The organism is Roseomonas populi, from assembly GCF_024594815.1.
Taxonomy (GTDB): domain Bacteria; phylum Pseudomonadota; class Alphaproteobacteria; order Acetobacterales; family Acetobacteraceae; genus Roseomonas; species Roseomonas populi.
The window spans coordinates 1-24,599 of the sequence record NZ_JANJOU010000038.1 but is presented as its reverse complement, the minus strand read 5'-3'; the positions used below and the strand labels follow the sequence as shown (position 1 = coordinate 24,599).

The following is a 24,599-nucleotide window of genomic DNA, read 5'->3' as shown; positions in this document are numbered from 1 at the left end:
GGCGTGGCAGGCTGGGCGCATGGACGCCCAGCTTCTGCCCTATCGCGCCATGGCCCGGAACAATGCCTGGGCGAACCACAGGCTGCTGACGGCCTGCGAGGGGCTGTCCCAGGCGGAGTTCACCGCGCCGCGGACGGGGTTCTTTCCGAGCCTGCGGGCGACGCTGAACCACATCCTTGTCATCGACCGCTTCTACGTGGACGCGATGGAGGGCGGGACGCTTGGGCCGGCGGCCTTCGCGGATCCGGAGCCCTGCGCGACGGTGGCCGCGCTGAGGGCGGCGCAGGCGGCGGTGGATGCGCGGCTGATGGCGGTGGTGGATGGGCTGCACGCTGCGGGGCTGGCCCGGATCGTGTCTGTCCATCGCGGCAGCCGCATCCAGCACGAGCGCATGGACCGGCTGCTGCTTCACCTGTTCCAGCACGATATCCATCATCGCGGGCAGGCGCATGCCATGCTGAGCGGCACGGGCGTAGCGCCGCCGCAGCTGGACGAGTTCTATGCCTCGGAAGAGGCGCCTCTGCGCGCCGGTGAATTTGCGGCGCTGGGCTGGACGGAAGAGGAGGTTTGGCGCGGGATGGCCTGATCCCCGCGCCTACTCCGCCGGGACGAGGTGGCGGTTTGCGGCCTTCACGCGGTTGGCCACCATGCGGTCGTGCAGCAGGGCGATCTTGGCGGAGCCGGTCTTCGTGAAGAGGAAGGGCAGCAGGGCGTGGACGAAGCAGGCGCCGGCGCCCAGCAGCATCTGCCAGCCGAACCATGATGCGGTTTGCATGTGCTCCGCGTAGCTCTCACCGACGGCGGCCGGGTGGTTGGTGAAAGAGGGCAGCGCCATGTCCAATCCCCTGTGATGGTGGAGACATGGTAGGGGCGCCGGTGGGGTAATTTCTTGCATTCGATTGCCTGGTTTTCCAGGATGGTGGTGCGCCATGCCCGCGATCGGGCCAGTTCTGGAATGCCATGCCTCTCGATAGCTTCGACCGGAAGATCCTCGACCTGCTGCAGGCGGATTCGACGCTTGCCGTGGCGGAGATCGCGGAGCGGGTGGGGCTTTCGCCCTCCCCGTGCTGGCGGCGCATCCGGCGGCTGGAGGAGGAGGGGGTGATCCGGCGGCGCGTGGCGCTGCTGGACGCGGCGAGGATGCGGGTGGGCGTGACGGTCTTCGTGACCATCCGCACCAACCGCCATTCCATGGAATGGGCGGAGCGCTTCTGCCGGGCGGTGAGCGAAATTCCGGAGGTGCTGGAGTTCCACCGGATGAGCGGCAGCGTGGACTACCTGCTGCGCGTGGTGGTGCCGGACATCGCGGCCTATGACGGGGTGTACAAGCGGCTGATCGAGATGGCGGACCTGTTCGACGTGTCGTCCAGCTTCTCGATGGAGCAGATCAAGTACACGACGGCGCTGCCGACGGGGTATGCGGGGTGATCCGGGGGTTGGTCTTTCCGGCCCCAGGAGGCTCCGCCTCCTGGACCTCCGCCAGGGGCCTGAGGCCCCTGGACCCCCCTCTGGCTGCCGCGGCGCTGTCCTGAGACGGCGTTTTTGTTTGGTGGTTTGATCCGGCCCTTGCCGTCGCCTGAGGTCATCGACCTCAGGCGCACCGTCAGCCGAGTGACTCCAACTCCTAGAAAAAGATGATGGTGAGGGGTCCGGGGAGAGGAAGAATTCTTTCTTCCTCTCCCTGGCCACGGACCTTCAGCGCAGAATCAGATCATCCCGGGCTCGCGGATGGGCGAGCCGTCCACGAGGCGGTCTAGGCGGAAGGGGGCGGGGTCCACGAGCGGGGTGCGGCCGAGGATGAGGTCGGCGGCGAGGTGGCCCGCCCCGGGGCCGATGCCGAAGCCGTGGCCGCTGTAGCCGGTGGAGACGAAGAGGCCGGGGATGGCGTCGATGGGGGCGATGACCGGCACGGCGTCCGGCGTGGATTCGATCCAGCCGGCCCAGGTGGAGTCGGCTTCCGTGCCGGCGAGGGTGGGCCAGGACTTGGCGAGCTGGGCGAGGGCGGGGGCGGCGACGTTGGCGGCGGGGGTGGGGTCCAGGGTTCGCATGGCCTCCTCCTCGAAGGGGGAGGGGCGGTCGAGGGACCACTTGCCGTGCCAGGCGTCGGGGCCGCGGAGGAAGGAGGAGCCGACGCCGAAGGAGACGCTGTTCCAGCGGCTGCGGAGAGTGGGCCAGAAGAGGCGGGCCTGGCGGATGCCGGCGGGGGTGAGCTCGATCCGGCCGCGGTTGTTGGCGGCAACGATGTAGCCGCCGTTGCTGCGGCGGCTGATGGTGATGTCGGGGGTGTAGATGCCGCCCTTCGTCACCTCCGGCGCGGGCTTCGTGAGGAAGACGGTGGAGAGGATGCTGGCCTGGGGCAGGAAGACGCCGTGGCGGCGGAGCATCATGGCGGACCAGGCGCCGCCGGCGACGAGGACGGCATCGGCCTTGATGCGGCCGTGTTCGGTGACGACGCCGGTGACGCGGCCGGCGGTGATGTCCAGGCCGCGCACGGCGCAGCGCTGGTGCAGGGTGGCGCCGCGGGCGCGGGCGGCCTCGGCGAGGCGGGGGACGGCGATGAAGGGCTCGGCCATGCCGTCGCGGGGGGAGGAGACGCCGCCGATCCAGGCGCCGTCGTTGCCGGGGGTGGCGGCGCGGGCCTCGGCGGCGGAGAGCATCGTGCTGTGCTGCTGATATCCCCGCGCCATGGTGGTCCAGCGGTCCCACTTGGCGAGTTCGGCCTCGCTGCGGGTGACGTAGGTCAGGCCGTCGCGGCGGAAGCCGAGGTCGGCGCCGGTCTCGGCGGGGAGGTTGGACCAGAGCTCCAGGCTGCGCTGCATCAGCGGGATCTCGCGCTCGTCCCGGTTCTGCACGCGGCACCAGCCCCAGTTGCGGCTGGACTGTTCGCCGGCGATGGCGCCCTTCTCCAGCAGCGCGACGGAGCGGCCGGCGGTGGCGAGGTAGTAGGCGGCCATGGTGCCGGCGATGCCGCCGCCGATGATCGCGACGTCCACCTGGGACGGGAGTGTGGCGTCGCTCTGCACGCGGGCGATGGGGGGCATGGGGACGTCCTGTCGCGTCTGGCGGGGGTGTGCCCGCCGTTTTCCCGGGTCTAGGCTTCGTGCTGCGTTGCGGCAACCGGGGGATAGGCATTGCGGGGCGAGTGGGACATCGGCACCGATATTGGCGGGACCTTCACCGACATCATCGCGGTTCGGCCGGATGGCGGGGAGACTCGGATCGCCAAGGTGCCGTCCCGACCCGCTGGGCCGGTGCGGGCGATGCTGGAGGCGCTGGGGGCGGTGGGGCTCTCGGCCGGTGACGTGCGGCGCTTCGTGCACGGCACGACGCGGGTGACGAACGCGCTGGTGGAGGAGCGTCTTCCGAAGGTGGCGCTGGTGGCCACCGAGGGCTTCGAGGACGTGCTGGAGATCGGCCGCTACCGGCGGCGGGAGCTGTACCGGCTGGACGTGGCCCCGAAGGCGCCGCCGCTGGTGCCGCCCATCCTGTGCTTCGGGCTGCGGGAGAGGCTGGACCACACGGGGAAGGTGCTGCGGCCGCTGGACGGGGCGGAGCTGGACCGGCTGGCGGCCTGGCTGAAGGGGAGCGGGGTGGAGAGCGTGGCGGTTTCCCTGCTGCACGCCTACGCCAATCCCGTGCATGAGCGGATGGTGGCGGAGCGGTTGCGGGAGGTGGTGCCGCATCTCTGCGTCTCGCACGAGGTGAACCCGGAGGCGCGGGAGTATGAGCGGGCCTCCTCCACGGCGTTCAACGCGGCGGCGATGCCGGTGGCGGTGGATTACTTGACGGAGCTGGAGGAGCGGCTGCCGATCGGGGCGGGGCTGCAGGTGTTCCATTCGGCCGGGGCGATGGTGCCGGTGCCCGCGGTGAAGAAGCGGCCGCTGGTGATGGCGGCATCCGGGCCGGCGGCGGGGGTTTCGGCATCGGCGCGGCTGGCGCGGGAGCTGGGGCGGGACCGGGTGCTGACCTTCGACATGGGGGGGACGACGACGGATGTCTGCCTCATCGTCGATGGGCAGGCGGAGATGACGGACACGCGCATGATCGGCGGGCGGCCTCTGCGGCAGCCGATGCTGGCGGTGCATTCGATCGGCGCGGGCGGTGGGTCCATCGTGAAGCTGGGGGCGGGTGGGCTTTCGGTGGGGCCGGAGAGCGCGGGGTCGGAGCCGGGGCCGGCCTGTTATGGGCGGGGCGGGGCGCGGGCGACGATCACGGACGCCAATGCAGTGCTGGGCTATCTCGATCCCGAGGCGCGGCTGGGGGACACGATCCAGCTGGACGTGGAGGCGGCGCGGCGGGTTGTTGCGCCGATCGGCGAGGCTCTGGGGATGGGTGTTGAGGAGGCGGCGCTGGGGATCCTGCGCGTGGCGAATGCGGCCATGGCGCGGGCGCTGCGGCGGGTGACGGTGGAGCGCGGCGTGGACGGGCGGGATTGCGCGCTGCTGGCCTTCGGCGGCGGCGGGCCGATGCACGCAGCGGGGCTGGCGGAGATGTACGGGCTGCGCGAGGTGATCGTGCCAGCCGCTTCTTCCGCGTTCTCCGCGCTGGGGTGCCTGACGGCGGATTTTTCCTTCCTGCAGCAGCGCACGCTGCGGCTGGCGCTGGCGGGGCTGGATGCGGCGGGGTTCGCGGCGCGCGTGGAGGAGATGGAAGCGGAGGCACGCGGGCCGCTGATCGCCAATGGGGTGGAACCGGAGGGGATCGCGATGGAGCACGTGGCGCTGATGCGCTACGCGGCGCAGAGCGAGGCGACGCCGGTGCCGTTCTCCGTGCCGCTGGAATCGGCGGTGCTGGAGGCGAATTTCCATGCGCGGCACCGGCAGCTCTATGGCTACGCGACGAACGAGCCTTGCGTGATCGAGGCGTTGCGGGTGCAGGCGCGGAAGCCTTCGACGGTGGCGCTGGCGCGGCCGGATGTGGGGCGGCCGGTGCGGCCTTCCCGCGTGCGGGACTGCGTCTTCCCCGGGCTTGGGAAGGTGTCCACGGTGATTCTTCCGCGCGAGACGATGTCGGGCGCCGTGGCGGGGCCGGCGATCATCGAGGATGCCTGGTCTACCACCGTGGTGCCGCCGGGATGGCGGGCGCGGGGGGATGCGGCGGGCAATCTGTTCCTGACGGGAGCCGTAGCATGAGCGCGCTCGATCCTTTCGCGGTGGAGGTGATCCGCCACGGGCTCTCCGCGGCGGCGGAGGAGATGAGCCTTGTCGTCGTGCGCTCCGCGCGCTCGCCGCTCCTGCGCGAGGCGGGGGATCTTTCCTCCGCCATCACGGATGCGGAGGGCGGGCTGGTGGGGCAGGGGCGGGACATTCCCGTCCATCTCGGCGCCATGGCCTATACGGTGAAGGAGCTGCTGAAGGTCTGCCCGGCGGAGACGCTGAAGGAGGGTGATTCTCTCATCTACAATCTCGGGATTCTCGGGGGGAACCACCTGAACGACGTGAAGGTGGCACGGCCGATCTTCGTCGAGGGGCGGCTGGTGGCCTGGGGGTTGTCTCTGGCGCATTGGCCGGATGTGGGGGGAACCTGGCCGGGGAGCTACTACGCGAAGGCGGTGGATACGTTCCAGGAGGCGATGCGGATTCCGCCGGTGCCGATTACCAGTGCTGCGGGCGTGAACCGGGCGGTGCTGGACATGGTGCTGCACAACGTGCGCGATCCTGTTTCCTGCGAGGGCGACCTGATGGCGCAGATCGCGGCGACGCAGGCGGCGGAGCGGCGTATCCGCGAGCTCTGCGCGGTGCACGGCACGCAGGCCTTCGTGGACGTGATGGCGCGGCTGCATGACCTTTCGGAAGCGGAGATGCGGGAAGCGATTCGCGAGATCCCGGATGGCGCTTACGAGGGCGAGGACTTCCTGGATGACGGGCGGCCGGATGGGAGCCCGGCGCGGGTTCACGCGCGCATTCTTATCAACGGCGACGAGGCGGTGATCGATCTCTCCGGCAGCGACGACCGGATGCAGAACTTCTGCAATACCACGCCCTATATCGCGCGCTCCGCCGTGGCCTATGCCATGCGGGTGATGAGCGGGCGGGAGATGCAGCAGAATGCGGGGGCGCTGCGGCCGCTGACGATCGTGACACGGCCGGGTTCCATGCTGGAGCCGGGGTGGAACGCGGCCGTCGCGGCGGGGAATCACGAGACGGCCGCACGGATCGTGGACGCGATGTTCCGCGCGATGGAGCGGGTGATCCCGGAGCGGCTCTCGGCGGGTGGGCCGACGACCTCGGGGCTGCTTTCCTTCGCGGAGCCGATGCCGGATGGCGGGTGGCGGATGCTCTACGAGGTGCATGGCGGGGGCGAGGGGGCGCGGCACGACCGCGACGGTTCGCCGGCCACGCGCGTGCACCTGACCAATACGTCGAATACGCCGGCGGAGATGATCGAGGCGAATTACGCGATCCGGCTGGAGCGGCAGGCGATCCGGCGGGGTTCGGGCGGTGCGGGCGCGCATCGGGGCGGGGATGGGATCGTGCGCAGCTACCGCATCCTCTGCGACGAGATGTGGCTGACCACCTGCGTGGAGCGGACGAAGATCCGGCCCTACGGCATGGGGGGCGGGGAGGCGGGGCAGCCCTTCCGCATCGTGCTGGAGCGCGCGGGCGTGCAGACGGAGCTGCAGGGGAAGGCGAACCTGCTGCTGAAGCGCGGCGACGTGGTAACGCTGGAAGGGTGCGGCGGCGGCGGGTTCGGCGCGGCATGAATTCCCCTCGTTCCCGATCGCGCGGGTTCTGGAATGCAGGCATGATCCTTGCAGTTTTCCCCGCGGTTCCACGACGCGGCTGAACGGAGACGCTCCCTTGCCCCACCCCTTCCATCTCGGCTGGTTCCTGCAGGGATCGAGCGTGCAGGCCTGGGGCGAGCCCTGGACGGGGAATATCGGGCAGGAGTGGATGCAGCCCGACCTGTTCGTGGACATGGCGCGGGCGCTGGAGCGGGCCTGCTTCGACTATATCCTGCTGGAGGACAGCTCCTATGTCGGCGAGGCCTATGGCGGCTCGCGCGAGATCTACCTGAAGAACGGCCTCTCCGTGCCGCGGCAGGACCCTTCGGTCGTCGCCACGCTGCTCTTCGCGGCGACGAAGCGGATCGGGGTCTGCACCACGCTCGCCACCTTCACGCACCACCCCTACCTGCTGGCGCGGATCATCGCCTCGCTCGATCAGGTCTCCGCCGGGCGTGCGGGGTGGAACATGGTGACGGGCAGCAGCGACATGGCGGCCCGGAACTACGGGCTGGACGGGCTGCCCGAGCACGACCTGCGCTACGACATGGCCGACGAGTACATGGCCTGCGTGAACGCGCTATGGGATTCCTGGGAGCCGGGGGCGATCGTGGCGGACCGCGAGAGCGGCGTGCTGGTGGATCACACGAAGGTCCACACGGTGGACTTCAAGGGCAAGTGGTACTCATCCCGCGGGCCGCTGAATTCGGGGCCCTGCGTGCAGGGGCGGCCGGTGATCGCGCAGGCCGGTGGGTCTCCGCGCGGGCGGCAGTTCGCGGCCACCCATGGCGAGACGATCGTGGCGAACCCCAAGGGCATCGCGGCGATGAAGGCGTACCGGGACGACGTGCGGGCGCGGGCGGCGGGGGTGGGGCGCGATCCCGACAGCATCAAGGTGCTGTTCCTGGTGAACCCCATCATCGGCGAGAGCGCGGAGCATGCGGAGATGCGGCGGCTGGAGCGGATCGCGAATGCGGACCGCAAGATCGTCCAGCGGCTGGCACACTTCAGCAAGGTGACGAACATCGATTTCGGCAGCATGGACCTGGACAAGCCGATCGACGACAGCCTGCGGACCAACGGGCACCAGCAGAACCTGGACACGCTGAAGCGGCTGGGGGCGGGCGGGAAGACGCTGCGGCAGGCCTTCACGGACTACAGCGGCACGGGGCTTTCCGTGGATCTCTGCGGCACGGTGGACACGATCGCCGGGCAGATGGCGGAGGCGATGCAGGAGGTGGGGGGAGACGGCTTCCTCTTCTCCATGGGCGATGTCTCCCGCCGGGTGGTGGCGGAGGTGGCGGACGGGCTGGTGCCGGCGCTGCAGGCGCGGGGCCTGGTGCGGCGCGGCTACGATCACGCGACCTTGCGGGAGAACCTGCTGGCCTTCTGAGGGGACGGGGTTTCCGGTAAGACAGGCCCGCAACGGAGGGCCTGCGCCATGATGCGGATCGGAATCGTCGGCCTCGGCCGCATGGGCGCGAATATCGCGCGGCGGCTGATGCGGGCCGGGCACGCGGCGACGGTATGGGACCTGAACGCGGAGTCCGTCTCGGCCCTGGCCGGCGAGGGGGCGCAGGGTGCCGCCGACCTGGCCGGGCTGGTGGCGGGGCTGGAGGCGCCGCGTACGGTTTGGGTGATGCTGCCGGCCGGCACCCCGACCGAGGCGACGCTGGAGACCCTGGCGGGGCTGCTCTCCCCCGGGGATTGCGTGATCGAGGGCGGGAATTCCAACTGGCAGGACAGCGTGCGCCGCGCCAGCGCCATGCGGGAGAAGGGGATCGACTACCTGGATGTCGGCACCTCCGGCGGTGTTTGGGGGCTGGAGCGGGGCTACTGCCTGATGATCGGCGGGCCCGCCGCGCAGGTGGAGCGGCTGGACCCGATCTTCGCCGCGCTGGCACCGGGCGAGGGGACGGCGCTGCCCACCCCGAACCGGACTGGCGATCCGCGGCCGCCGAAGGGCTATGTCCATGCCGGGCCGAACGGGGCCGGGCACTATTCGAAGATGGTCCATAACGGCATCGAGTACGGGATGATGCAGGCCTTCGCGGAGGGCTTCGACCTGATGCGCGCGGCCAATACGGTGCACGGGCTGGACATGCCGCTGCCGGATATCGCGGAGGCCTGGCGGCGGGGTTCCGTCGTCGCCTCCTGGCTGCTGGACCTGACGGCGCAGGCGCTGGCGGGGGATCCGGAGCTTTCCCACTACGCCGGGCGCGTGGGCGACAGCGGCGAGGGGCGCTGGACGGTGCAGGAGGCGGTGGCCACCGCGACCCCGGCGCCGGTGCTGACGGCGGCCCTCTACGCGCGCTTCCGGTCTCGGCAGGAGGCGTCCTACGCGGACCGGATGCTGTCGGCGATGCGGCACGGCTTCGGCGGACATGTGGAGCCGCCCAAGGCAGGCTGAGGCGCGGGTGGCTCCGGGGAGAGGGAGAAGGAATTCTCCCTCTCCCTCTCCCTCTCCCCGGACCCCTCGCCCTCATCTTTTTCTAGCGGGCTGCCGCGGGAGGACTGGCTTGCGGTTCGCCGGGCGGCGTGACCGCCCGGCGCGGGACAGGGCGGCCTGTGTAGCCGCTGGATTAGAGTTTTCGCTGTGCGCTAGCGCCGCATTCCGCGGCAGCCCGATAGAAAAAGATGAGTGGGGGTCCAGGGGGAGAGAATTCTTTCTCTCCCCCTGGGGCCGCCGGACGCCCCCGGCGGGAACCCTTGGCCTTCCGCCCGGTTAAGGGCCCGGTCAGGCGGAGGAGAGGGCCATGCCCCGGATCCAGGGTTCGGTGGTGGTGATCGCGGGCGCGTCCAGCGGCATCGGGCGCGCGACGGCGCAGCATCTGGCGCGGCAGGGCGCGCATCTCGTTCTTGCTTCCCGCCGGGCGGATACGCTGGAGGTGGTGCGGGGCGAGTGCGAGCGGCTGGGGGCGGAGGCGATCGCCGTGCCGACGGACGTGACGGACGCGGCGGCGGTGCGGGCCCTGGCGGATGCGGCGCGGGCGCGCTTCGGGCGAATCGACGTGTGGATCAACAATGCCGGCGTGGGCGTCGTGGGGCCCTTCGACGAAGTTCCCATCGAGGAGCACGAGCAGACGATCCGCACCAACCTTCTGGGGCAGGTGAACGGGGCGTATGCGGCGCTGCCGGTGTTCAAGCGGCAGGGGAGCGGGGTGCTGATCAACCTGCTTTCCATCGGGAGCTGGGTGCCAACGCCTTTCGCGGCCTCCTACGCCGCCTCCAAGGCGGGGCTGCGGGGCTTCACGGAATCGCTGCGGGCGGAGCTGCAGGACCAGCCGAGCATCCATGTGTGCGACGTGTTCCCCAGCGTGGTGGACACGCCGGGCCTGCGGCACGGGGCGAACCGCACCGGGCAGAAGATCGAGGTGGGCGGGCCGATCACCTCCCCCTTCGAGGTGGCGGAGGCGGTGGCCTCTCTCATTCGCCGGCCGCGGGATTCGGCGGTGGTGGGGGTGGCGGCCTGGGCTTCCCGCCTGGCAGCCACGGTGGCGCCGAAGCCGCTGCGCTGGGCGGTGGGGGTGGTGATGAAGCGCGGCCTTTCCGGTGGCGGCGGGGCGAAGGCGGAGGGGTCTGCGGGGAATCTTTTCACGGCGCCCGAGGATCATGCGGTGTATGGCGGCTTCCGGACGGAGCCGGCGATCAAGATCCCCACCAAGGCCTGGATGGCGGCGGCGGGGATCATCGGGTTCTGGCTGGCCCGCCGCCGCTAGGGCATCGTTCGCGGGGCGGATTCGCTCGCTGGGCGATGTTGCCCTGCGCTGGTCTGCCCTGGGGCGACCTGCCCTGGGGCGGGGGCGCCCGGGCGCTTGGATCCGCGCCTGGAACCCGAGGAGAGCGCGCTTGGAGATCGATATTCCCGAGGTGAAGGCGGAGGTGGAAGCCGCCTTCTCCCGTTACGAACGGGCCCTGGTGACGAACGACGTGCCCGTGCTGGAGGAGTTGTTCCGCGACGGGCCGGAAACCATCCGCTACGGCGCGGCGGAGAACCTGTACGGGATGGAGGAGATCCGTGCGTTTCGCCGTGCCCGGCCCTCCGTGGGGTTGGCCCGCACACTGGAGCGGACGGTGATCACAACCTATGGCCGGGACTTCGCCACGGCGAACACGATGTTCCGGCGCGAGGGACAGCCGGGGAAGGTGGGGCGGCAGAGCCAGGCCTGGGCGCGCTTCCCAGAGGGCTGGCGGGTCGTGGCGGCGCATGTGAGCGTGGTGGCGGAGTAGGGGCGGCCCGCGGCTGGCGCCTGGGCCGGGCCCCGCGGCCGGCACTGCGGGAGGGCGGATGACGGATCTGCTGGATCGCGGGACAGGGGCTTGGAAGGGCCGGTGAACGTGACGGCCCGGTGGCGTATCGGTCCTTCATCCCCATTTTTGCCTCGAACCGGACGGGAAGGGGTGAAGCATGATGGGACGGCGGCTCGGTACCGCGCTCCTGCTCACCGTCATGGGCCTGCTGCCTGGCTGCAACGCCCTGTTCCCGCCCGAGGTCACGGCGGAACGGCGCCTTGCCGCCCTGCCGCGCGAGGGCCTGGCGCTGGAGAGGCCGGTCACGATCCGCTGGAATGCCCACCTCGTCCCCTGGATCGAGGCGGAGACCGATGGCGACCTCGCCTACTCGCTCGGGCTGGTGCACGGGCACCTGCGGGGCGCGCAGGTCCAGTTGCTCCGCCTCGTCGCGCGGGGCCGGCTCTCGGAGGCGGGCGGGTTCCTTGGGCTGGACGTGGATCACGCGCTCCGCATCCTCGATTTCGGGCGCGCCGCGCCGGAGATCGAGCGGAACTTCCCCCCGGAGACGCGGCTTTTCGCGGAGCGCTTCGTCGCCGGGCTGAACCAGGCCATCCTGCACGGCCCGCGGCCGCCGGAGGCCGGGCTGCTCAACCTGCCGCGGGAGCCATTCACGGTCGCGGACATGCTCGCGGTCGGGCGCCTGGCCGGGACCGACGTCAACTGGCTCGGCTACTTCGCGCTGCTGGCTGAGCGCGGGCGGCCGGGCTTCGCGGAGCTATACCGGCGTACGCTGGAGGCCGGGCAGGGCACGCTGCCGGTCGAGGGCGGTGGGACGGCGGCGGTCCTGGGCCGGCTTTTTTCGGGGCTGTCGAGGAACGGGAGCAATGCCGTGGCGGTCGCGCCGGAGCGGGCGGTGGGCGGGGCCTCCATGCTCGCGAGCGACCCGCATCTCGGGCTGAACCTGCCGAATCTCTGGCTCATCGCGGGAATGCGCTCGCCCTCTTATCACGTGGTCGGGCTGATGGTGCCGGGGCTGCCCTTCGTCGGCCTGGGGCGGAACCCAGACGTCGCCTGGGGCGGCACGAACCTGCGCGCGGCGTCCTCCGACCTGTTCGACGTGTCGCGCCTGCCGCCGGAGGCCTTCCGGGAGCGGGAGGTGGAGCTGCGCCAGCGCCTGTGGTTCACCGCGCGGCGGCGGGCGCGGGACACGGAGTACGGGCCGGTCCTGACCGATGCCAGCATCGTTCCCGCCGGTGCCTCTGGCCCGCTCGCGCTGCGCTGGGCGGGGCACGAGCCGACGGACGAGATCACGGCCCTGCTGCGCGGGGCGCGGGCCAGGGACGGCGCTTCCTTCGCGGCATCGTTCCGGAATTTCGGCGTCTCCGCGCAGAACATGATCTGGGCCGATCGCGGCGCCGTGGGGCGGCTGACGGCCGCGGTGCTGCCGGACCGCGCGGGCTTCCCCCGGGATGACCTGGTACTGCCCGCGACGCCGGAGGCGGCGGCACCCTGGGGGCGGCTGCGCGACGCGGCCTCCCTCCCGCGGCTGGAGCGGCCGGCGGAGGGCTTCGTCGCCTCGGCCAACGAGAACCCGGCGACCTGGACGCGCGACCCGCCCGCGATCGGCTACGCCTTCTCCGACGTGGACCGCGTGGCGCGGCTGAGGGCGCTGCTGGAGGCGAACCCGCGGATGACGCTCGATGGGCTGGCGGCGATCCAGACGGACACGCTCTCCCCCCGCGCGGCGGAGATGGCGCGCGGGCTGCTGGCGCGGATGGACGCACTGCCCGGCGGCGCGCCGGAGCCCGCCTTCCTCGCGCCGCTCCGGGGCTGGGACGGGGACTACCGGGAGGATGGCCGGGCGCCGGTCGTCTTCGAGTTCCTCCTCGCCCGCCTCGTCCGGCGGACGAGGGACGGGCGGGAGCTGGAGGGGCGCTCGCCCGAGGGGAACTGGACGACGCTCACCGCGCACACGCTTCGCGACCTCGACGCCCTGCCGCCCGCGCGGCGTGAGGCGGCGCTGCGGGATGCGGCGCGGGAGGCGGCGGCCCTCGTGCGGGACGTCCGTGGCTGGGGGGAGGTGCATCGCCTCCGCGCCGCCCACTGGCTTGTCAACCTGCCCGTCGTCGGCGACCGCTTCGTCTATGGCGACTATCCCGTCGGCGGTTCGCGCGAAACGCCGATGAAGACCTCGCACGGGCTGATCGAGGGGCGCCACAACACCAGCTTCGGCTCCATGGCGCGCTTCGTGACGGACATGGCGGATCCGGACAGCAGCCGCTTCGTGCTGTTCGGCGGGCAGGATGGGTGGCTGGGATCGGCGGCCTTCGCGGACCAGATCCCCCTGTGGCGGGAGCGCCGCCACCTTCGCGTGCCGCTGCGGCCCGCCACCGTCGCCGCGGAGTTCCCGATCGTTACGGTGCTGAAGGCGGGGCGGTGATGCGCTCCCCGCCTTTCGACGCCACCCCGTTGCTCCGGCTGTGGACCGGGCGGCGGGCGGCGCGGCTGCGGGCGCAGGACGCGGTGGCGGCCCAGGAGGCGGTGCTGCGCCGGCTGCTCGCGCGCGCCGCGGAGACGCGCTTCGGCCGCGCGCACGGCTTCGCGGCGATCCCGGATGTCGCGGCGTATCAGGCGCGGGTTCCGCTGCGCCGCTACGAGGCGTTCTGGGAGGATTGGTGGAAGCCCGCCTACCCGGACCTGCGGGACGTGACCTGGCCGGGGCCGGTCCCCTATCTCGCGCTGAGTTCGGGCACGACATCCGGCCGCACGAAGTACATCCCCGTGTCGCGGGAGATGGTGGCGGCGAACCGGGCGGCGGCGCTCGACGTGCTGGCCTGGCACCTGGCGGCGCACCCGCGCTCCCGCCCCTTCGCCGGGCCATCCTTCCTGCTCGGCGGCTCCACGGACCTGGTGGAGGTGGCGCCGGGGATCCGGCAGGGGGATCTCTCCGGCATCGCGGCGGCGGAGGTGCCGCGGCTCCTGCGGCCCTGGGGATGGCCGCCGGAGCGGATCGCGCTGATGGCGGACTGGGACGCGAAGCTCACGACTCTCGCGGAGGAGACGCCCGCCGCGCGCGTTCGCGTCCTCAGCGGCACGCCGTCCTGGCTCCTCGTGCTGCTGGAGCGGCTGGCGGAGCGGCACGGGCGGCCGCCGCTGCCCGCGCTGGAGCTGCTGATCCACGGGGGGGTGGCCTGGGCGCCGTACCGCGACCGGCTGAGGCCCTTCCTGCCGCCGGGCTGCGCGACGCGGGAGGTCTATGCCGCGAGCGAGGGATTCCTCGCGATGGCCGACCGTGGCGACGGCGAGGGGATGCGGCTGGTTGCGGATGGCGGCGTCTTCGCGGAGTTCGTGCCGGTGGGCGAGCTGGAGGCCGCGGCACCCACCCGGCACTGGGCCGCGACGATCGAGACGGGGGTGGACTATGCCGTCGTCGTCACCTCCTGCGCCGGGCTGTGGTCCTATGTGCTGGGCGACATCGTGCGCTTCGTGTCGCGCGATCCGCCGAGGCTGCTCGTCACCGGGCGCACCTCCTACAGCCTCTCCACCTTCGGGGAACACCTGGATGGGGAGGAGATCGAGCGCGCGCTCCTCTCGGCCCTCTCGGAGGAGGGGGCGGGGGTCGCGGAGTACGTCTGCGGCTCTGTGCTGGAGGGCGCGCGCGGGCGCCACCGCTACCTCGTCGAACCGGATCGCGCTTTGCCCCCCGGCGCGGCGGCACGGTTGGCGGAAAGGATGGATGCGGCGTTGATGGCCGCGAACGACGACTACGCGGCCCATAGGCGCGGGGCCCAGCTGGACCCGCCCGAGGTCGTGGTGCTGCCCCCGGGGGCCTTCGCGGGGTGGATGCGCGCGCAGGGCAAGGCCGGCGGGCAGCACAAGGTACCGCGGGTGATCGCCGATCCCGGCCGCTTCGCCGAGGTGTCGCGCGCGCTGGGCGGCGGATAGGCGGGGGATTGCCGGCCGCCGCGGTCAGTCCTCCCCGTCCAGCGTGGGGGCTTCGAGCAGGATGAGGGTCGTCACCTCGAAGTGGCGGGCGAGGAGGGCGCAGGCGCGGTCGGCGTCGCGCGCCAGGGTCGCTTCCATGATCGCGCGGTGTTCCCCGCCCACATCCCGCCCGCCGCCGGAGAGCGGCACGGAGAGGCGGCGGTAGCGCTCGCTCTGAGCGTAGAGGGTTTCGCGCAGCCGGAGCAGCCAGGGGCTGCCGCAGCCCGCCACCAGGGCGCGGTGGAAGGCGGTGTGGGCGCTGGCCCAGTCCTCGTTCACCCGGCCGGGGTCGTCCGGCTCCCGCTCGGGCAGGCGGGTCATCAGGTGGTGGGCGCCGACGATGGCGGTTTCCCATTCCACGCTGCCCGCCTCGATCGCGCGGCGCAGGCAGCGGGCTTCCACCTCGATCCGCACCTCCGTCAGGTCGCGCAACTCGGTGGCGGAGATGGGGGCCACGCGGAAGCCGCGTTGCGGCTCCGCGATCACCAGCCCCTCGCTCGTCAGGCGCGACAGGGCCTCCCGCACGGCGCCAAGGCTGACGGAGAGGGCGGCGCAGAGCTCGTTGATCTTCAGCCGCTCCCCCGGGCGGAGGCGGCAGGCCAGCAGGTCGGCCCGGAGGTTCTCGTAGGCGGACTGGGTCAGACTTGGGCCGGGCGTGTCGCGGGGCATCGGCACCTCCTGCCGCCTCTCTACACGACATAAACTTTCCAGACGATAATATATTTTCCTTTGACAGATCGATCGTTCCGGCCTCACGCTTCCCGGCAACGAGAGGGAGGACGGCGGATGCGCTTCGCGGCATTCCGGAAGGACGGCGCCATGGGCCTGGCCGTGGCGGGAGCGGGTGGCGATTATCGCGGGCTGATGCAGGGCGAGGCGGGGTATCCCGGCGACCTGACCGCGCTGGTGACTGGCGGGGCCGAGGCGCTGGCCGGGGCCGGGCGCGCGCTGGAGGGCGGCGCGCCGGTGGATCTGGATGCGGTGGAGCTGCTGCCGCCCCTGCCGAACCCCGGCAAGATCATCTGCGTGGGGCTGAACTACGCGGACCATTCGGCGGAGAGCGGCTTCGCGGTTCCTACCTATCCGACGATCTTCGCGCGCTTCGCCTCCAGCCTCATCGGCCATGGCGCGCCGATCCTGCGGCCGCGCGTTTCCGACCAGCTGGACTACGAGGGCGAGCTGGTCGCGGTGATCGGGCGCGGGGGGCGGCACATCCCGAAGGCCTCCGCGCTGGATCACGTGGTCGCCTACTCGGTGTTCAACGACGGATCGGTGCGCGACTACCAGCTGAAGGCCCCGCAGTGGACGGTGGGGAAGAACTTCGACGGCACGGGCGCCTTCGGGCCCGTTCTCGTCACCGCCGACGAGTTGCCGCCGGGCTGCCAGGGGCTGGGGATCCAGACGCGGCTGAACGGGCAGGTGGTGCAGGAATCCAATATCGACCACCTGATCTTCGATGTGGCGACCCTCGTCTCCACGCTGAGCGAGGCGTTCACGCTCTCCCCGGGGGACATCATCGTGACCGGCACGCCTTCGGGCGTGGGCCTCGCGCGCAAGCCGCCGCTCTGGATGAAGCCGGGCGATGTCTGCGAGGTGGAGATCGAGCGCGTGGGGCTGCTGCGGAACCCGGTTGAGGACGAGGCGGGGCGGCAGCGCGCGGCGGCCTGACGCAAGGGGACCGGGAGCCGCCAGGGATGCGGCGCCGCGGGGATGGGCCGGAGCCCACCCCGCGAGAGGGGCCAGGAAGGCCCTCCCGGGTCTGGAGGAACGGGGAGGACGTCCATGATGAGGTCTCTTTCGCGCCGTGCCGTGCTGGGCGCCGCGGGTGCCGCCCTGGTGGGCCGGCCCGCGCTGGCCCAGGCGCGGCCGGTGACGGTGGTGGTGCCCTATAGCCCGGGATCGCCGCCGGACATCGTGGCGCGGCTGATGGCGGAGGGCTTCGCGCGCCGCACCGGGCAGCCGCACGTGGTGGACAACCGCTTCGGGGCGAGCGGGAACATCGGGACGGCGGCGGTGGCGCGGGCGGCGCCGGACGGGGCGACGCTGCTGGTGCAGACGAACACGCTGGCGATCAATCCCAGCCTGTTCCGGAGCCTGCCCTACGACCCCGTCACGAGCCTTGTCGCCGTTTCCCAGATCGCGACCGTCGGTTTCGGGCTGCTGCTGAACGACGCGGGCGGGGCGGACGTGAAGGAGTTCGTGGCGCGGGCTAAGGCGCGGCCCGGGGCGCTGAACTACGCATCCCCCGGCATCGGCACGCCGCACCACCTGGCGATGGAGCTGTTCCGGCAACAGGCGGGGATCGAGGTCGCGCATGTGCCGTATCGCGGCCTCTCCGGCGCGGTGACGGACCTGCTGGCGGGGCAGGTGGCGGCGATGTTCGTCTCCATCGGGGCGGCGCAGGGACTGGCGGGGGATCGGCGGGCGCGGCTGGTCGCGGTGGCGAGCCCGCAGCGGCAGGCGGCGGTGCCGGATGTGCCGACCTTCGCGGAGGCGGGGTTCCCGCCCGTGGACATGAGCGGGTGGTACGGGATCTTCGCGCCGGCGGGCACGCCGCCGGAGATCGTGGCGCGGCTGAACGCGACGGCGAACGAGATCATCGCCGCGCCGGAGACGGTGGCGGCCCTGGCGGCGCAGGGAATGACGCCGGTGGGCGGCGCGCCCGCGCGGATGCGCGACGTGCTGGTGGAAGAGGTGCCGCGCTGGGCCGCGGTGATCCGCAACGCGGGAATCACGCCGGAATGATCGATATCTACACGCATATCCTGCCCGCGCCCTTCATGGAGGCGATGGCGAAGGCCTCGCCGAAGCTGGGCGCCATCGGGAAGCGGCTGCGCGGGGTGGCGGCGATCCACGACCTGGACGTGCGCTTCCGGCAGATGGACGTGGTGGCGGGGTACCAGCAGGTGATCTCCCTGCCGAATCCGCCGCTGGAGGATGTGGCCTCCGCGGCCGAGGCGGCGGCGCTGGCACGCGTGGCGAATGATGGGCTGGCGGAGCTCTGCGCACGGTATCCGGATCGGTTCCCGGCATTCGTCGCGACTGTTTCCATGCTCGATCCCGAGGAGGCGGTGCGGGAGGCGGACCGGGCCATTCGGGAGCTGGGAGCGCGCGGGGCGCAGATCTTCACGAATGTGGCGGGCAGGCCGCTGGACCTGCCGGAGTACCAGCCCTTCTTCGCCGCGATGGCAGGCCATGACCTGCCGATCTGGCTGCATCCCGCCCGGACATCCGCGATGGCCGATTACGCGAGCGAGGAGCGGAGCCGGTTCGAGATGTGGTGGTGCTTCGGCTGGCCCTACGAGACATCGGTGGCGATGTCGCGGCTGGTCTTCTCCGGGCTGTTCGACCGGCATCCCGGGCTGAAGGTGATCACGCATCACGGCGGGGGGATGATCCCGCAGTTCGATGGGCGCGTGGGCGCGGGGATGGAGGTGCTGGGGAGCCGCACGCCGGAGGAGGACCTCTCCGGCGTGCTGCCGGGGCTGAGGCGGCCGCATCTCGACTACTTCCGCGGGTTCTACGCCGATACGGCGATGTTCGGCAGCGGGACAGGGCTTCCCGCCTCGCTGGCCTTCTTCGGGGCGGAACACCTGGTGTTTGCGACCGACGCGCCGCTGGGACCGATCCCCGAGACGCTGCGCGCGCTGGAGGCGCTGCCGCTGGATGCGGCGCAGCGGCACGCGGTGATGCGGGGCAATGCGGAGCGGCTGCTGAAGCTCAGGACCTGAACGCCGCCCGGGCGCGGCACGGAGGAGGACGGCAATGACGGCCATCGGCGGATACATGGCGGCCACGCGGCGGCCGGGCCTGCTCGGCGTCCACTCGGTGGGCGAGTTCGTGCTCGCCGTGCCGGATGTCGCGAAGGCGCAGGACTTCTACGGAGCCTTCGGGCTGGATGCGCGGGCGCAGGGGAATCAGCTTTCGCTGCATACCGTAGGCGACGGGTATCGGTGGGGGCGCGTGGTGGAGGGCGCGCGGAAAGAGACGCACCACCTTTCCTTCCACTGCTGGGAGGAGGACCTGCCGCGCTTCCGGGCGCATCTGGAGGGGAATGGGATCCGCCTGCTGGATCCGCCGCCGGGCTTCGACAGCAACGGGCTTTGGTTCCGCGACATGGATGGAAAGCTGCTGGAGATCCGGGTGGGCGCGAAGACGCAGCCGGATGAGAAGACGCCGATGGAGCTGGCGCCCACGGCGACGGGAACGCGGAATGCACCTTACCGCCGCAATGCCGGGCGCAGCGGGCCGACGCGGCTGAGCCATGTGGTGCATTTCACGCCGGACGTGCTGAAGGCGATCGACTTCTACCACCGCATCCTCGGTCTGAGGCTCTCGGACCGCTCCGGGGACATCGTGGCCTTCATGCACGCGGTCCATGGCAGCGATCACCACGTGGTGGCCTTCGCCAAGTCGGGCGCGCCGGGGATGCACCACCTGAGCTGGGACGTGCCGACGGTGAACGACATCGGGCTGGGCGTCATGGCGATGGCGGACCGGGGTTATGACCGGGGATGGGGGTTCGGGCGGCACGTGCTGGGGTCGAACTACTTCCACTACGTGCGCGATCCCTGGGGCAGCTACTGCGAGTACTCCAGCGACATGGACTACGTGCCCAGCAGCATGGACTGGGAGGGGAAAGACCATCCGCCGGAGGACGGGTTCTATCTGTGGGGGCCGAACCCGCCCGCGGACTTCGTGCACAATTATGAGGGGGATGCGCGGTGAGCGGGGGCGTTCTGCGCACCTCCGTCCTCATCGTCGGCGGCGGGCCGGTGGGGTTGGCGCTGGCGGTGGAACTGGGGCATCGCGGCATCCCCGCACTGCTGGTGGAGCGCAATTCCCGGCACGCGCGGCAGCCGCGGGCGAAGACGACGAATGTGCGCTCCATGGAGCACATGCGGCGCTGGGGGATCGCGGAGCGCATCCGCGAGGCGTCCCCGCTGCCGGAAGGATTTCCGACGGATATCATCTTCCGCACGCGGCTGTTCGGGCGGGACCTGGCGACGATCGGGAACGCGTTCTTCGGGGCTCCGGGCAGGAACGAGCTGTACTCCGAGCACGCGCAGTGGATCCCGCAGTACAAGGTGGAAGGGGTGCTGCGGGATCACGCGGCGACGCTGCCTTCCGTGTCGCTGCGCTTCGGGATGGCGCTGGAGGGGCTGCGCCAGGATGCGGAGGGCGTGGAAGCGGAGCTGCTGGACGAGGCGGGCGAGCGGCTGAGGGTGCGGGCGGATTACCTTGTCGGCGCCGATGGGTCGCGCAGCACGGTGCGCGGGATGATCGGGGCGCGGATGGAGGGGGAGCACGCCTACGCGCAGAACTACAACCTCGTCATCCGGGCGCCGGCTCTGCGCGAGGCCTTCGCGGGCGGGCGGTCCATCATGTACTGGCTCGTCAATCCCGATTGCGCGGCGATCGCGGGTCCGATGGACCTGGGGGATACCTGGTATTTCGGGTTCCCCGTGCCGAACGGGACGCCGCCGCTGACTGAGGCGGAGTTGCAGGCGCGCATGACGGCGGCCTTCGGGCGCGACGTGGGCGCGGAAGTGCTGACGGTCGATACCTGGGCGGCGCACAGCCTGATCGCGGACCGCTACCGCGACGGGCGCGTGTTCCTGGCGGGGGATGCCTGCCACCTGCACCCGCCTTTCGGGGGGTATGGGATGAACCTCGGCATCGCGGACGGGGTGGATCTCGGCTGGAAGCTGGCGGCGCGGCTGCAGGGCTGGGGCGGGGAGGCGCTGCTCGAGGGCTACGAGGCGGAGCGGCGGCCGGTGCACCGGCGGGTAATCGAGGAGGCTGTGGCGAACTACGCCGTGCTGGCGCCTCAGTTGCTGCGGCCGGGGTTGGAGGCGGACGGCGCGGAGGGCGAGGCGGCGCGGGCGGAGGTGGGCGCGCTGATCCTCGCGCACAAGCCGCGGGAGTTCCGCACGCTCGGCGTGGTGCTGGGAAGCCATTACTCGGGTTCGCCGCTGACCGTGCCGGATGGCAGCGCGCCGCCGCCGGCGGCGGTGACGGAGTACGTGCCGAGCGCGCATCCCGGTTGCCTGGCGCCGCATCTTTGGCTCGAGGACGGGCACTCGCTCTACGACCTGTTCGGGGCTGGGTTCACGCTGCTGGTGACGGATGCGGCGGGGGATGGCGGGGCGCTGCGGCGCGCGGCGGAACGGCTGGGCGTGCCGCTGGACGTCGTGGCGCCGGGGGATGCGCGGCTGGCGGCGCTGTACGGCGCGCGTTTCGCGCTGGTGCGGCCGGATGGGCACGTGGCGTGGCGCGGCGACGGGATCGCTGATGCGGAGGGCGTGCTGCGCATCGTCTGCGGGTTGGGAAAGGCGGCGCGGGAGCCCATGCCCGCCCATGAGGAGGAAGGGATATGAGGATCAGCCCCTCTCGCCGGGCGGTGCTGGCGGGCGCCGCCGCGCTGGCCCTGCCCGCCGTCGCGCACGGCGCGGATGCCTTTCCCTCGCGCCCCGTGCGCCTGGTGCTGGGGGTGCCGCCGGGCGGCGCGCCGGACGTGGCGGCGCGGCTGATGGCGGATGGGCTGGCCGCGCGCTGGAAGCAGCCGGTGGTGGTGGACAACCGCCCGGCGGGGAACGGCAACGTCGCGGCCCAGGCCGTGGCGCGCGGGGAGGCCGATGGGCACATGCTGCTCATGGCGCAGGCCTCCATCCTCGTGCTGAACGAGTTCCTGATCCGCAGCGTGCCCTACGACACGGAGCGGGACTTCGTGCCGGTCTCCCACCTCATGTCCACGCCACTGATGATCGCCGCGGGGCCGAACCTGCCGGTGAAGGACCTGGCCGAGCTGAAGCGGGTGGCCAAGGAGCGCGGCGGGCGCATGACCTTCGCGACGAGCGGCGCGACGAACCTGCCGCGCTTCGCGGGCGAGATGCTGAAGGCCGCGCTGGGGATCGAGATGAACAACGTCTCCTACTCCTCCGTGCCCGGGGCCATCCAGGACACGATCATGGGGCGCACGGACCTGGTGATCGACGGCACGCCGGTGATCACGCCGCAGGTGCGGGGCGGGCAGCTGAAGCCCATCGCCGTGACGAGCGAGACGCGCTTTCCCACGCTGCAGGACATCCCGACGGTCGCGGAGACGGTGCCGGGCTTCGCGGCGGTGGGGTGGTTCGGGCTCGTCGCGCCGAAGGCCACGCCGCAGCCGGCCGTCGCGCGCATCGCCGATGACATGCGGGCCGTGCTGGAGACGCCGGAGATCAAGGAGCGCCTGCTGCGGGACTTCGGCGCGGAGGTGATCGCCAGCTCGCCCGAGACCTTCGCGCGCTTCCTGGGGGCGGAGCGCACGCGCTATCGCACGCTCATCAAGGAGGCCGGCATCGTCCCGGAGTGAAGGGGGCTGCCCTGTCCCATCGCGGGCCGGCTCGCCCCCGTGCTGGACCTGCGCCGGCAATGCCAGCACAGTCCCCGGAAACGGGAGGATAGAATGCTGCTGCGAAGGCTACCCCTTGCGCGTGCCCTGGCCATGGGGGCCGCGGTCCTGTGGAGCGGGACAGCCCTCGCCGAGGTGACCCGCTTCGAAGTCCTCTCGCGCGAGGCGCCGGCGCTTGGCGGCCGCAGCTTCGGGGCGAGGGGCCAGGCCGAGAAGATCACGGCGCGCGCCACCATCGCGCTGGACCCGGCCAATCCCCGCAACGCCGTCATCGCCGATCTCGACCGGGCGCCGCGCAACGCGGAGGGGCGGGTCGAGGCCACGACGGACGTGGTCATCCTCCGCCCGGCCCGGCCGAACGGGACGCTGGTCTTCGATGTGCTGAACCGCGGCCGCAAGCTGCTGACCGGCCGGACGCTGGACACGGATACGGCGGCATCGAGCCGGCTGGATCGGGCGGAGGACGGGGGCAACGGCTTCCTGCTGGATCAGGGCTTCACCCTGGTCTGGGCCGCCTGGCAGGCCGATGCGCCGGGCGAGGCGGGTGCCATGCGCATCACCGTTCCCGTCGTGCCCGGGATCACCGGCCCTTCGCGCGAGGAGTGGAGCTTCACCGACACGGCCGGCCCGAAGCGCGTGAGCCTCAGCTACCCCGCGGCGGATCGCGAGTCGGCACGCCTGACCGTGCGGGCGAGGACGGATGAGGAGCGGGCGACGCCCCCTGGCCTGGGCCTGCGCTTCATCGACGACAGCACCGTGGAGATCGCCCGCCCCGACGGGATGCCGGCCGGGGAGATCTACGAGCTGACCTACACGGCCCGGGATCCCCGGGTGATGGGGATGGGCTTGGCGGCCATCCGCGACGTGACGAGCTTCCTGCGGCGCGAGGGCGGCCCGGCGAACCCCCTTGCCGCCGAGGAGCGGTCCGGTCTGGACCGTGCCATCGGCTTCGGCGTCTCGCAGTCCGGCCGCGTGCTGCGCGACGTGCTCTACTTCGGCATGAACGAGGACGAGGCGGGGCGGATCGTCTTCGAGGGAATGATGCCGATCATCCCCGGTGCCCGCCGCAGCTTCACCAATGCCCGCTTCGCCCAGCCCGGGCGCAACCCCGGCCCGCAATCCGACCGGCTGTTCCCCGTGCTGCAGTTCCCCTTCACCTACGAGGTGCTGGATGACCCGGTGACCGGGCGGCGCGACGGCCTGCTGCTGCGCTGCCGCCTGACCAACACCTGCCCGATGGTCATGCAGATGGATTCCGAGTTCGAGTTCTGGGGCTCACAGGCCAGCCTGCTCGTGACCGATCCGCTGGGCCGGCACATCGACCTGCCGCCGAATGTGCGGGCCTACATGGTTGCCGGCGCCCCGCACGGGAACGCGGCCGATGCCGTCATGCGGGACACGCCCGCCTGCACCCTGCCGCTGAACCCGGTCTACCAGGGGCCGGCCCTGCGCGCGCTTCTCGTGGCGATGGAGCGCTGGGTGCGCGACGGTGTCGAGCCGCCTTCGAGCCGCTACCCGATGCTCGCCCACGGCACCCTCGTGCGGGCGGAGCTGGTTTACCCAGCCATTCCCGGCCTGTCCTATCGCGGCCAGTACGTGCGCGCGGACGCGGCCGAGCAGGTGGCGCCCCTGCCCGTGGTGCGCGGGGGCTACCCGGTCTTCCTTCCGCGCGCGGGGCTGGATGGCAACGCGATCGCCGGCATCCGCCTGCCGATCATCGAGGTGCCGCGCGCCACCTATATCGGCTGGAACCCGCAGAAGGATGGGGAGGGGCCGCAGGAGCTCTGCACCCAGGTCGGCGGCGTGCTGCCCTTCGCCGCAACGAGGGCGGAGAGGGAGGCGCGGCGCGACCCGCGGCCGAGCATCGAGGAGCTCTACCCCGAGGCCGGCTCCTACGAGGCGGCGGTAGGTGCCGCGACGGCCGGGATGGTGGCGGAGCGGCTGCTGCTGCCCGCGGATGCCGAGGCGGCCAAGGCGGCGGCGAGGAGCGGCAGGCTGTCGGGGCTCTCGCCCTGAGAGGGGGAATGCGGGCCGGCCGGGCAAGGGCCGGCACGGCCTGATCACGGCCTGAGGGGGAATCCATGTCACAAGCCGATGCCACCGCCACCCCAACCGCTGGGGCCGTGGCCGTGCCAAGCCATGAGCGGGGCAACATTCTTCGGCTCGCGGTTGCGCAGGCGCTCGCGGGCGCGAACGCGACGGTCGTCTTCGCCACGGGCGCGGTCGTCGGGAACACGCTTGCGCCCAGCCCCGCCCTGGCGA

The 24,599-nt window shown here is 71.8% G+C and carries 21 protein-coding genes; 18 read left to right on the top strand and 3 right to left on the bottom strand.

Annotated elements, in window-relative coordinates; genetic code table 11:
* The first annotated feature begins 19 nt into the window (after positions 1-19).
* The gene (locus NRP21_RS26650; protein ID WP_257719283.1) at positions 20-586 is read left to right on the top strand and encodes a DinB family protein; all 567 of its coding nucleotides are present in this window, start codon (positions 20-22) and stop codon (positions 584-586) included.
* 9 nt (positions 587-595) lie between these two features.
* Here the strand turns inward: NRP21_RS26650 and NRP21_RS26645 are convergent, their stop codons facing one another.
* Positions 596-835 (bottom strand): DUF6356 family protein, encoded by a 240-nt coding sequence (locus NRP21_RS26645; RefSeq protein ID WP_257719282.1) that lies wholly within the window; start codon positions 833-835, stop codon positions 596-598.
* A gap of 125 nt (positions 836-960) precedes the next feature.
* On the opposite strand from NRP21_RS26645, the gene NRP21_RS26640 reads away from it, so the two are divergent.
* On the top strand, positions 961-1,428 hold the full coding sequence (locus NRP21_RS26640) for an Lrp/AsnC family transcriptional regulator (protein WP_257719281.1): 468 nt from the start codon (positions 961-963) through the stop codon (positions 1,426-1,428).
* A gap of 278 nt (positions 1,429-1,706) precedes the next feature.
* Here NRP21_RS26640 and NRP21_RS26635 read toward each other — a convergent pair whose 3' ends face one another.
* On the bottom strand, positions 1,707-3,041 hold the full coding sequence (locus NRP21_RS26635) for an NAD(P)/FAD-dependent oxidoreductase (RefSeq protein ID WP_257719280.1): 1,335 nt from the start codon (positions 3,039-3,041) through the stop codon (positions 1,707-1,709).
* Between the two features lie 90 nt (positions 3,042-3,131).
* On the opposite strand from NRP21_RS26635, the gene NRP21_RS26630 reads away from it, so the two are divergent.
* The 8 genes from NRP21_RS26630 (at position 3,132) to NRP21_RS26595 (ending at position 14,902) form a co-directional block, all read left to right on the top strand.
* On the top strand, positions 3,132-5,132 hold the full coding sequence (locus NRP21_RS26630) for a hydantoinase/oxoprolinase family protein (protein ID WP_257719279.1): 2,001 nt from the start codon (positions 3,132-3,134) through the stop codon (positions 5,130-5,132).
* Positions 5,129-6,703, top strand: a complete 1,575-nt coding sequence (locus tag NRP21_RS26625; protein ID WP_257719278.1) for a hydantoinase B/oxoprolinase family protein — start codon at positions 5,129-5,131, stop codon at positions 6,701-6,703. Before NRP21_RS26630 ends, NRP21_RS26625 begins: the two co-directional genes overlap by 4 nt.
* 97 nt (positions 6,704-6,800) lie before the next feature.
* The gene (locus NRP21_RS26620) at positions 6,801-8,117 is read left to right on the top strand and encodes an NtaA/DmoA family FMN-dependent monooxygenase (RefSeq protein WP_257719277.1); all 1,317 of its coding nucleotides are present in this window, start codon (positions 6,801-6,803) and stop codon (positions 8,115-8,117) included.
* A 51-nt stretch (positions 8,118-8,168) separates the two neighbouring features.
* Positions 8,169-9,134, top strand: coding sequence for a phosphogluconate dehydrogenase (NAD(+)-dependent, decarboxylating) (gnd, locus tag NRP21_RS26615; RefSeq protein WP_257719307.1), 966 nt, complete (start codon positions 8,169-8,171; stop codon positions 9,132-9,134).
* Positions 9,135-9,480: 346 nt separating this feature from the next.
* Positions 9,481-10,443, top strand: a complete 963-nt coding sequence (locus NRP21_RS26610) for an SDR family oxidoreductase (protein WP_257719276.1) — start codon at positions 9,481-9,483, stop codon at positions 10,441-10,443.
* 130 nt (positions 10,444-10,573) lie between these two features.
* Positions 10,574-10,954, top strand: coding sequence for an oxalurate catabolism protein HpxZ (hpxZ, locus tag NRP21_RS26605; RefSeq protein ID WP_257719275.1), 381 nt, complete (start codon positions 10,574-10,576; stop codon positions 10,952-10,954).
* A gap of 178 nt (positions 10,955-11,132) precedes the next feature.
* Positions 11,133-13,397, top strand: coding sequence for a penicillin acylase family protein (locus NRP21_RS26600; protein WP_257719274.1), 2,265 nt, complete (start codon positions 11,133-11,135; stop codon positions 13,395-13,397).
* Positions 13,397-14,902 carry a GH3 auxin-responsive promoter family protein gene (locus NRP21_RS26595; protein WP_257719273.1) on the top strand — a complete coding sequence of 502 codons (1,506 nt, stop codon included), beginning with the start codon at positions 13,397-13,399 and terminating at the stop codon, positions 14,900-14,902. Before NRP21_RS26600 ends, NRP21_RS26595 begins: the two co-directional genes overlap by 1 nt.
* A 24-nt stretch (positions 14,903-14,926) precedes the next feature.
* Here the strand turns inward: NRP21_RS26595 and NRP21_RS26590 are convergent, their stop codons facing one another.
* Entirely contained in the window at positions 14,927-15,610 is a 684-nt protein-coding gene (locus tag NRP21_RS26590; protein ID WP_257719272.1) for a GntR family transcriptional regulator, read from the bottom strand.
* A gap of 117 nt (positions 15,611-15,727) precedes the next feature.
* Between NRP21_RS26590 and NRP21_RS26585 the strand changes: the two genes are divergently transcribed.
* From NRP21_RS26585 to NRP21_RS26550, 8 genes are all read left to right on the top strand, one after another.
* On the top strand, positions 15,728-16,609 hold the full coding sequence (locus NRP21_RS26585; protein WP_257719271.1) for a fumarylacetoacetate hydrolase family protein: 882 nt from the start codon (positions 15,728-15,730) through the stop codon (positions 16,607-16,609).
* Between the two features lie 114 nt (positions 16,610-16,723).
* Entirely contained in the window at positions 16,724-17,686 is a 963-nt protein-coding gene (locus NRP21_RS26580; protein WP_257719270.1) for a tripartite tricarboxylate transporter substrate binding protein, read from the top strand.
* Positions 17,683-18,672 (top strand): amidohydrolase family protein, encoded by a 990-nt coding sequence (locus NRP21_RS26575; RefSeq protein WP_257719269.1) that lies wholly within the window; start codon positions 17,683-17,685, stop codon positions 18,670-18,672. Before NRP21_RS26580 ends, NRP21_RS26575 begins: the two co-directional genes overlap by 4 nt.
* A 34-nt stretch (positions 18,673-18,706) precedes the next feature.
* A complete protein-coding gene (locus NRP21_RS26570; RefSeq protein ID WP_257719268.1) occupies positions 18,707-19,669 on the top strand; it encodes a VOC family protein in 963 nt (320 codons plus the stop codon).
* Positions 19,666-21,321: an FAD-dependent monooxygenase gene (locus NRP21_RS26565; RefSeq protein WP_257719267.1), complete on the top strand. Its 1,656-nt coding sequence runs from the start codon at positions 19,666-19,668 to the stop codon at positions 21,319-21,321. Before NRP21_RS26570 ends, NRP21_RS26565 begins: the two co-directional genes overlap by 4 nt.
* Positions 21,318-22,298 (top strand): Bug family tripartite tricarboxylate transporter substrate binding protein, encoded by a 981-nt coding sequence (locus NRP21_RS26560; protein WP_257719266.1) that lies wholly within the window; start codon positions 21,318-21,320, stop codon positions 22,296-22,298. Before NRP21_RS26565 ends, NRP21_RS26560 begins: the two co-directional genes overlap by 4 nt.
* Positions 22,299-22,391: 93 nt before the next feature.
* Positions 22,392-24,353, top strand: a complete 1,962-nt coding sequence (locus tag NRP21_RS26555; RefSeq protein ID WP_257719265.1) for an alpha/beta hydrolase domain-containing protein — start codon at positions 22,392-22,394, stop codon at positions 24,351-24,353.
* Positions 24,354-24,418: 65 nt separating this feature from the next.
* Positions 24,419-24,599 (top strand): hypothetical protein (locus NRP21_RS26550; protein ID WP_456300253.1); only part of this gene is annotated, 181 nt, incomplete at its 3' end.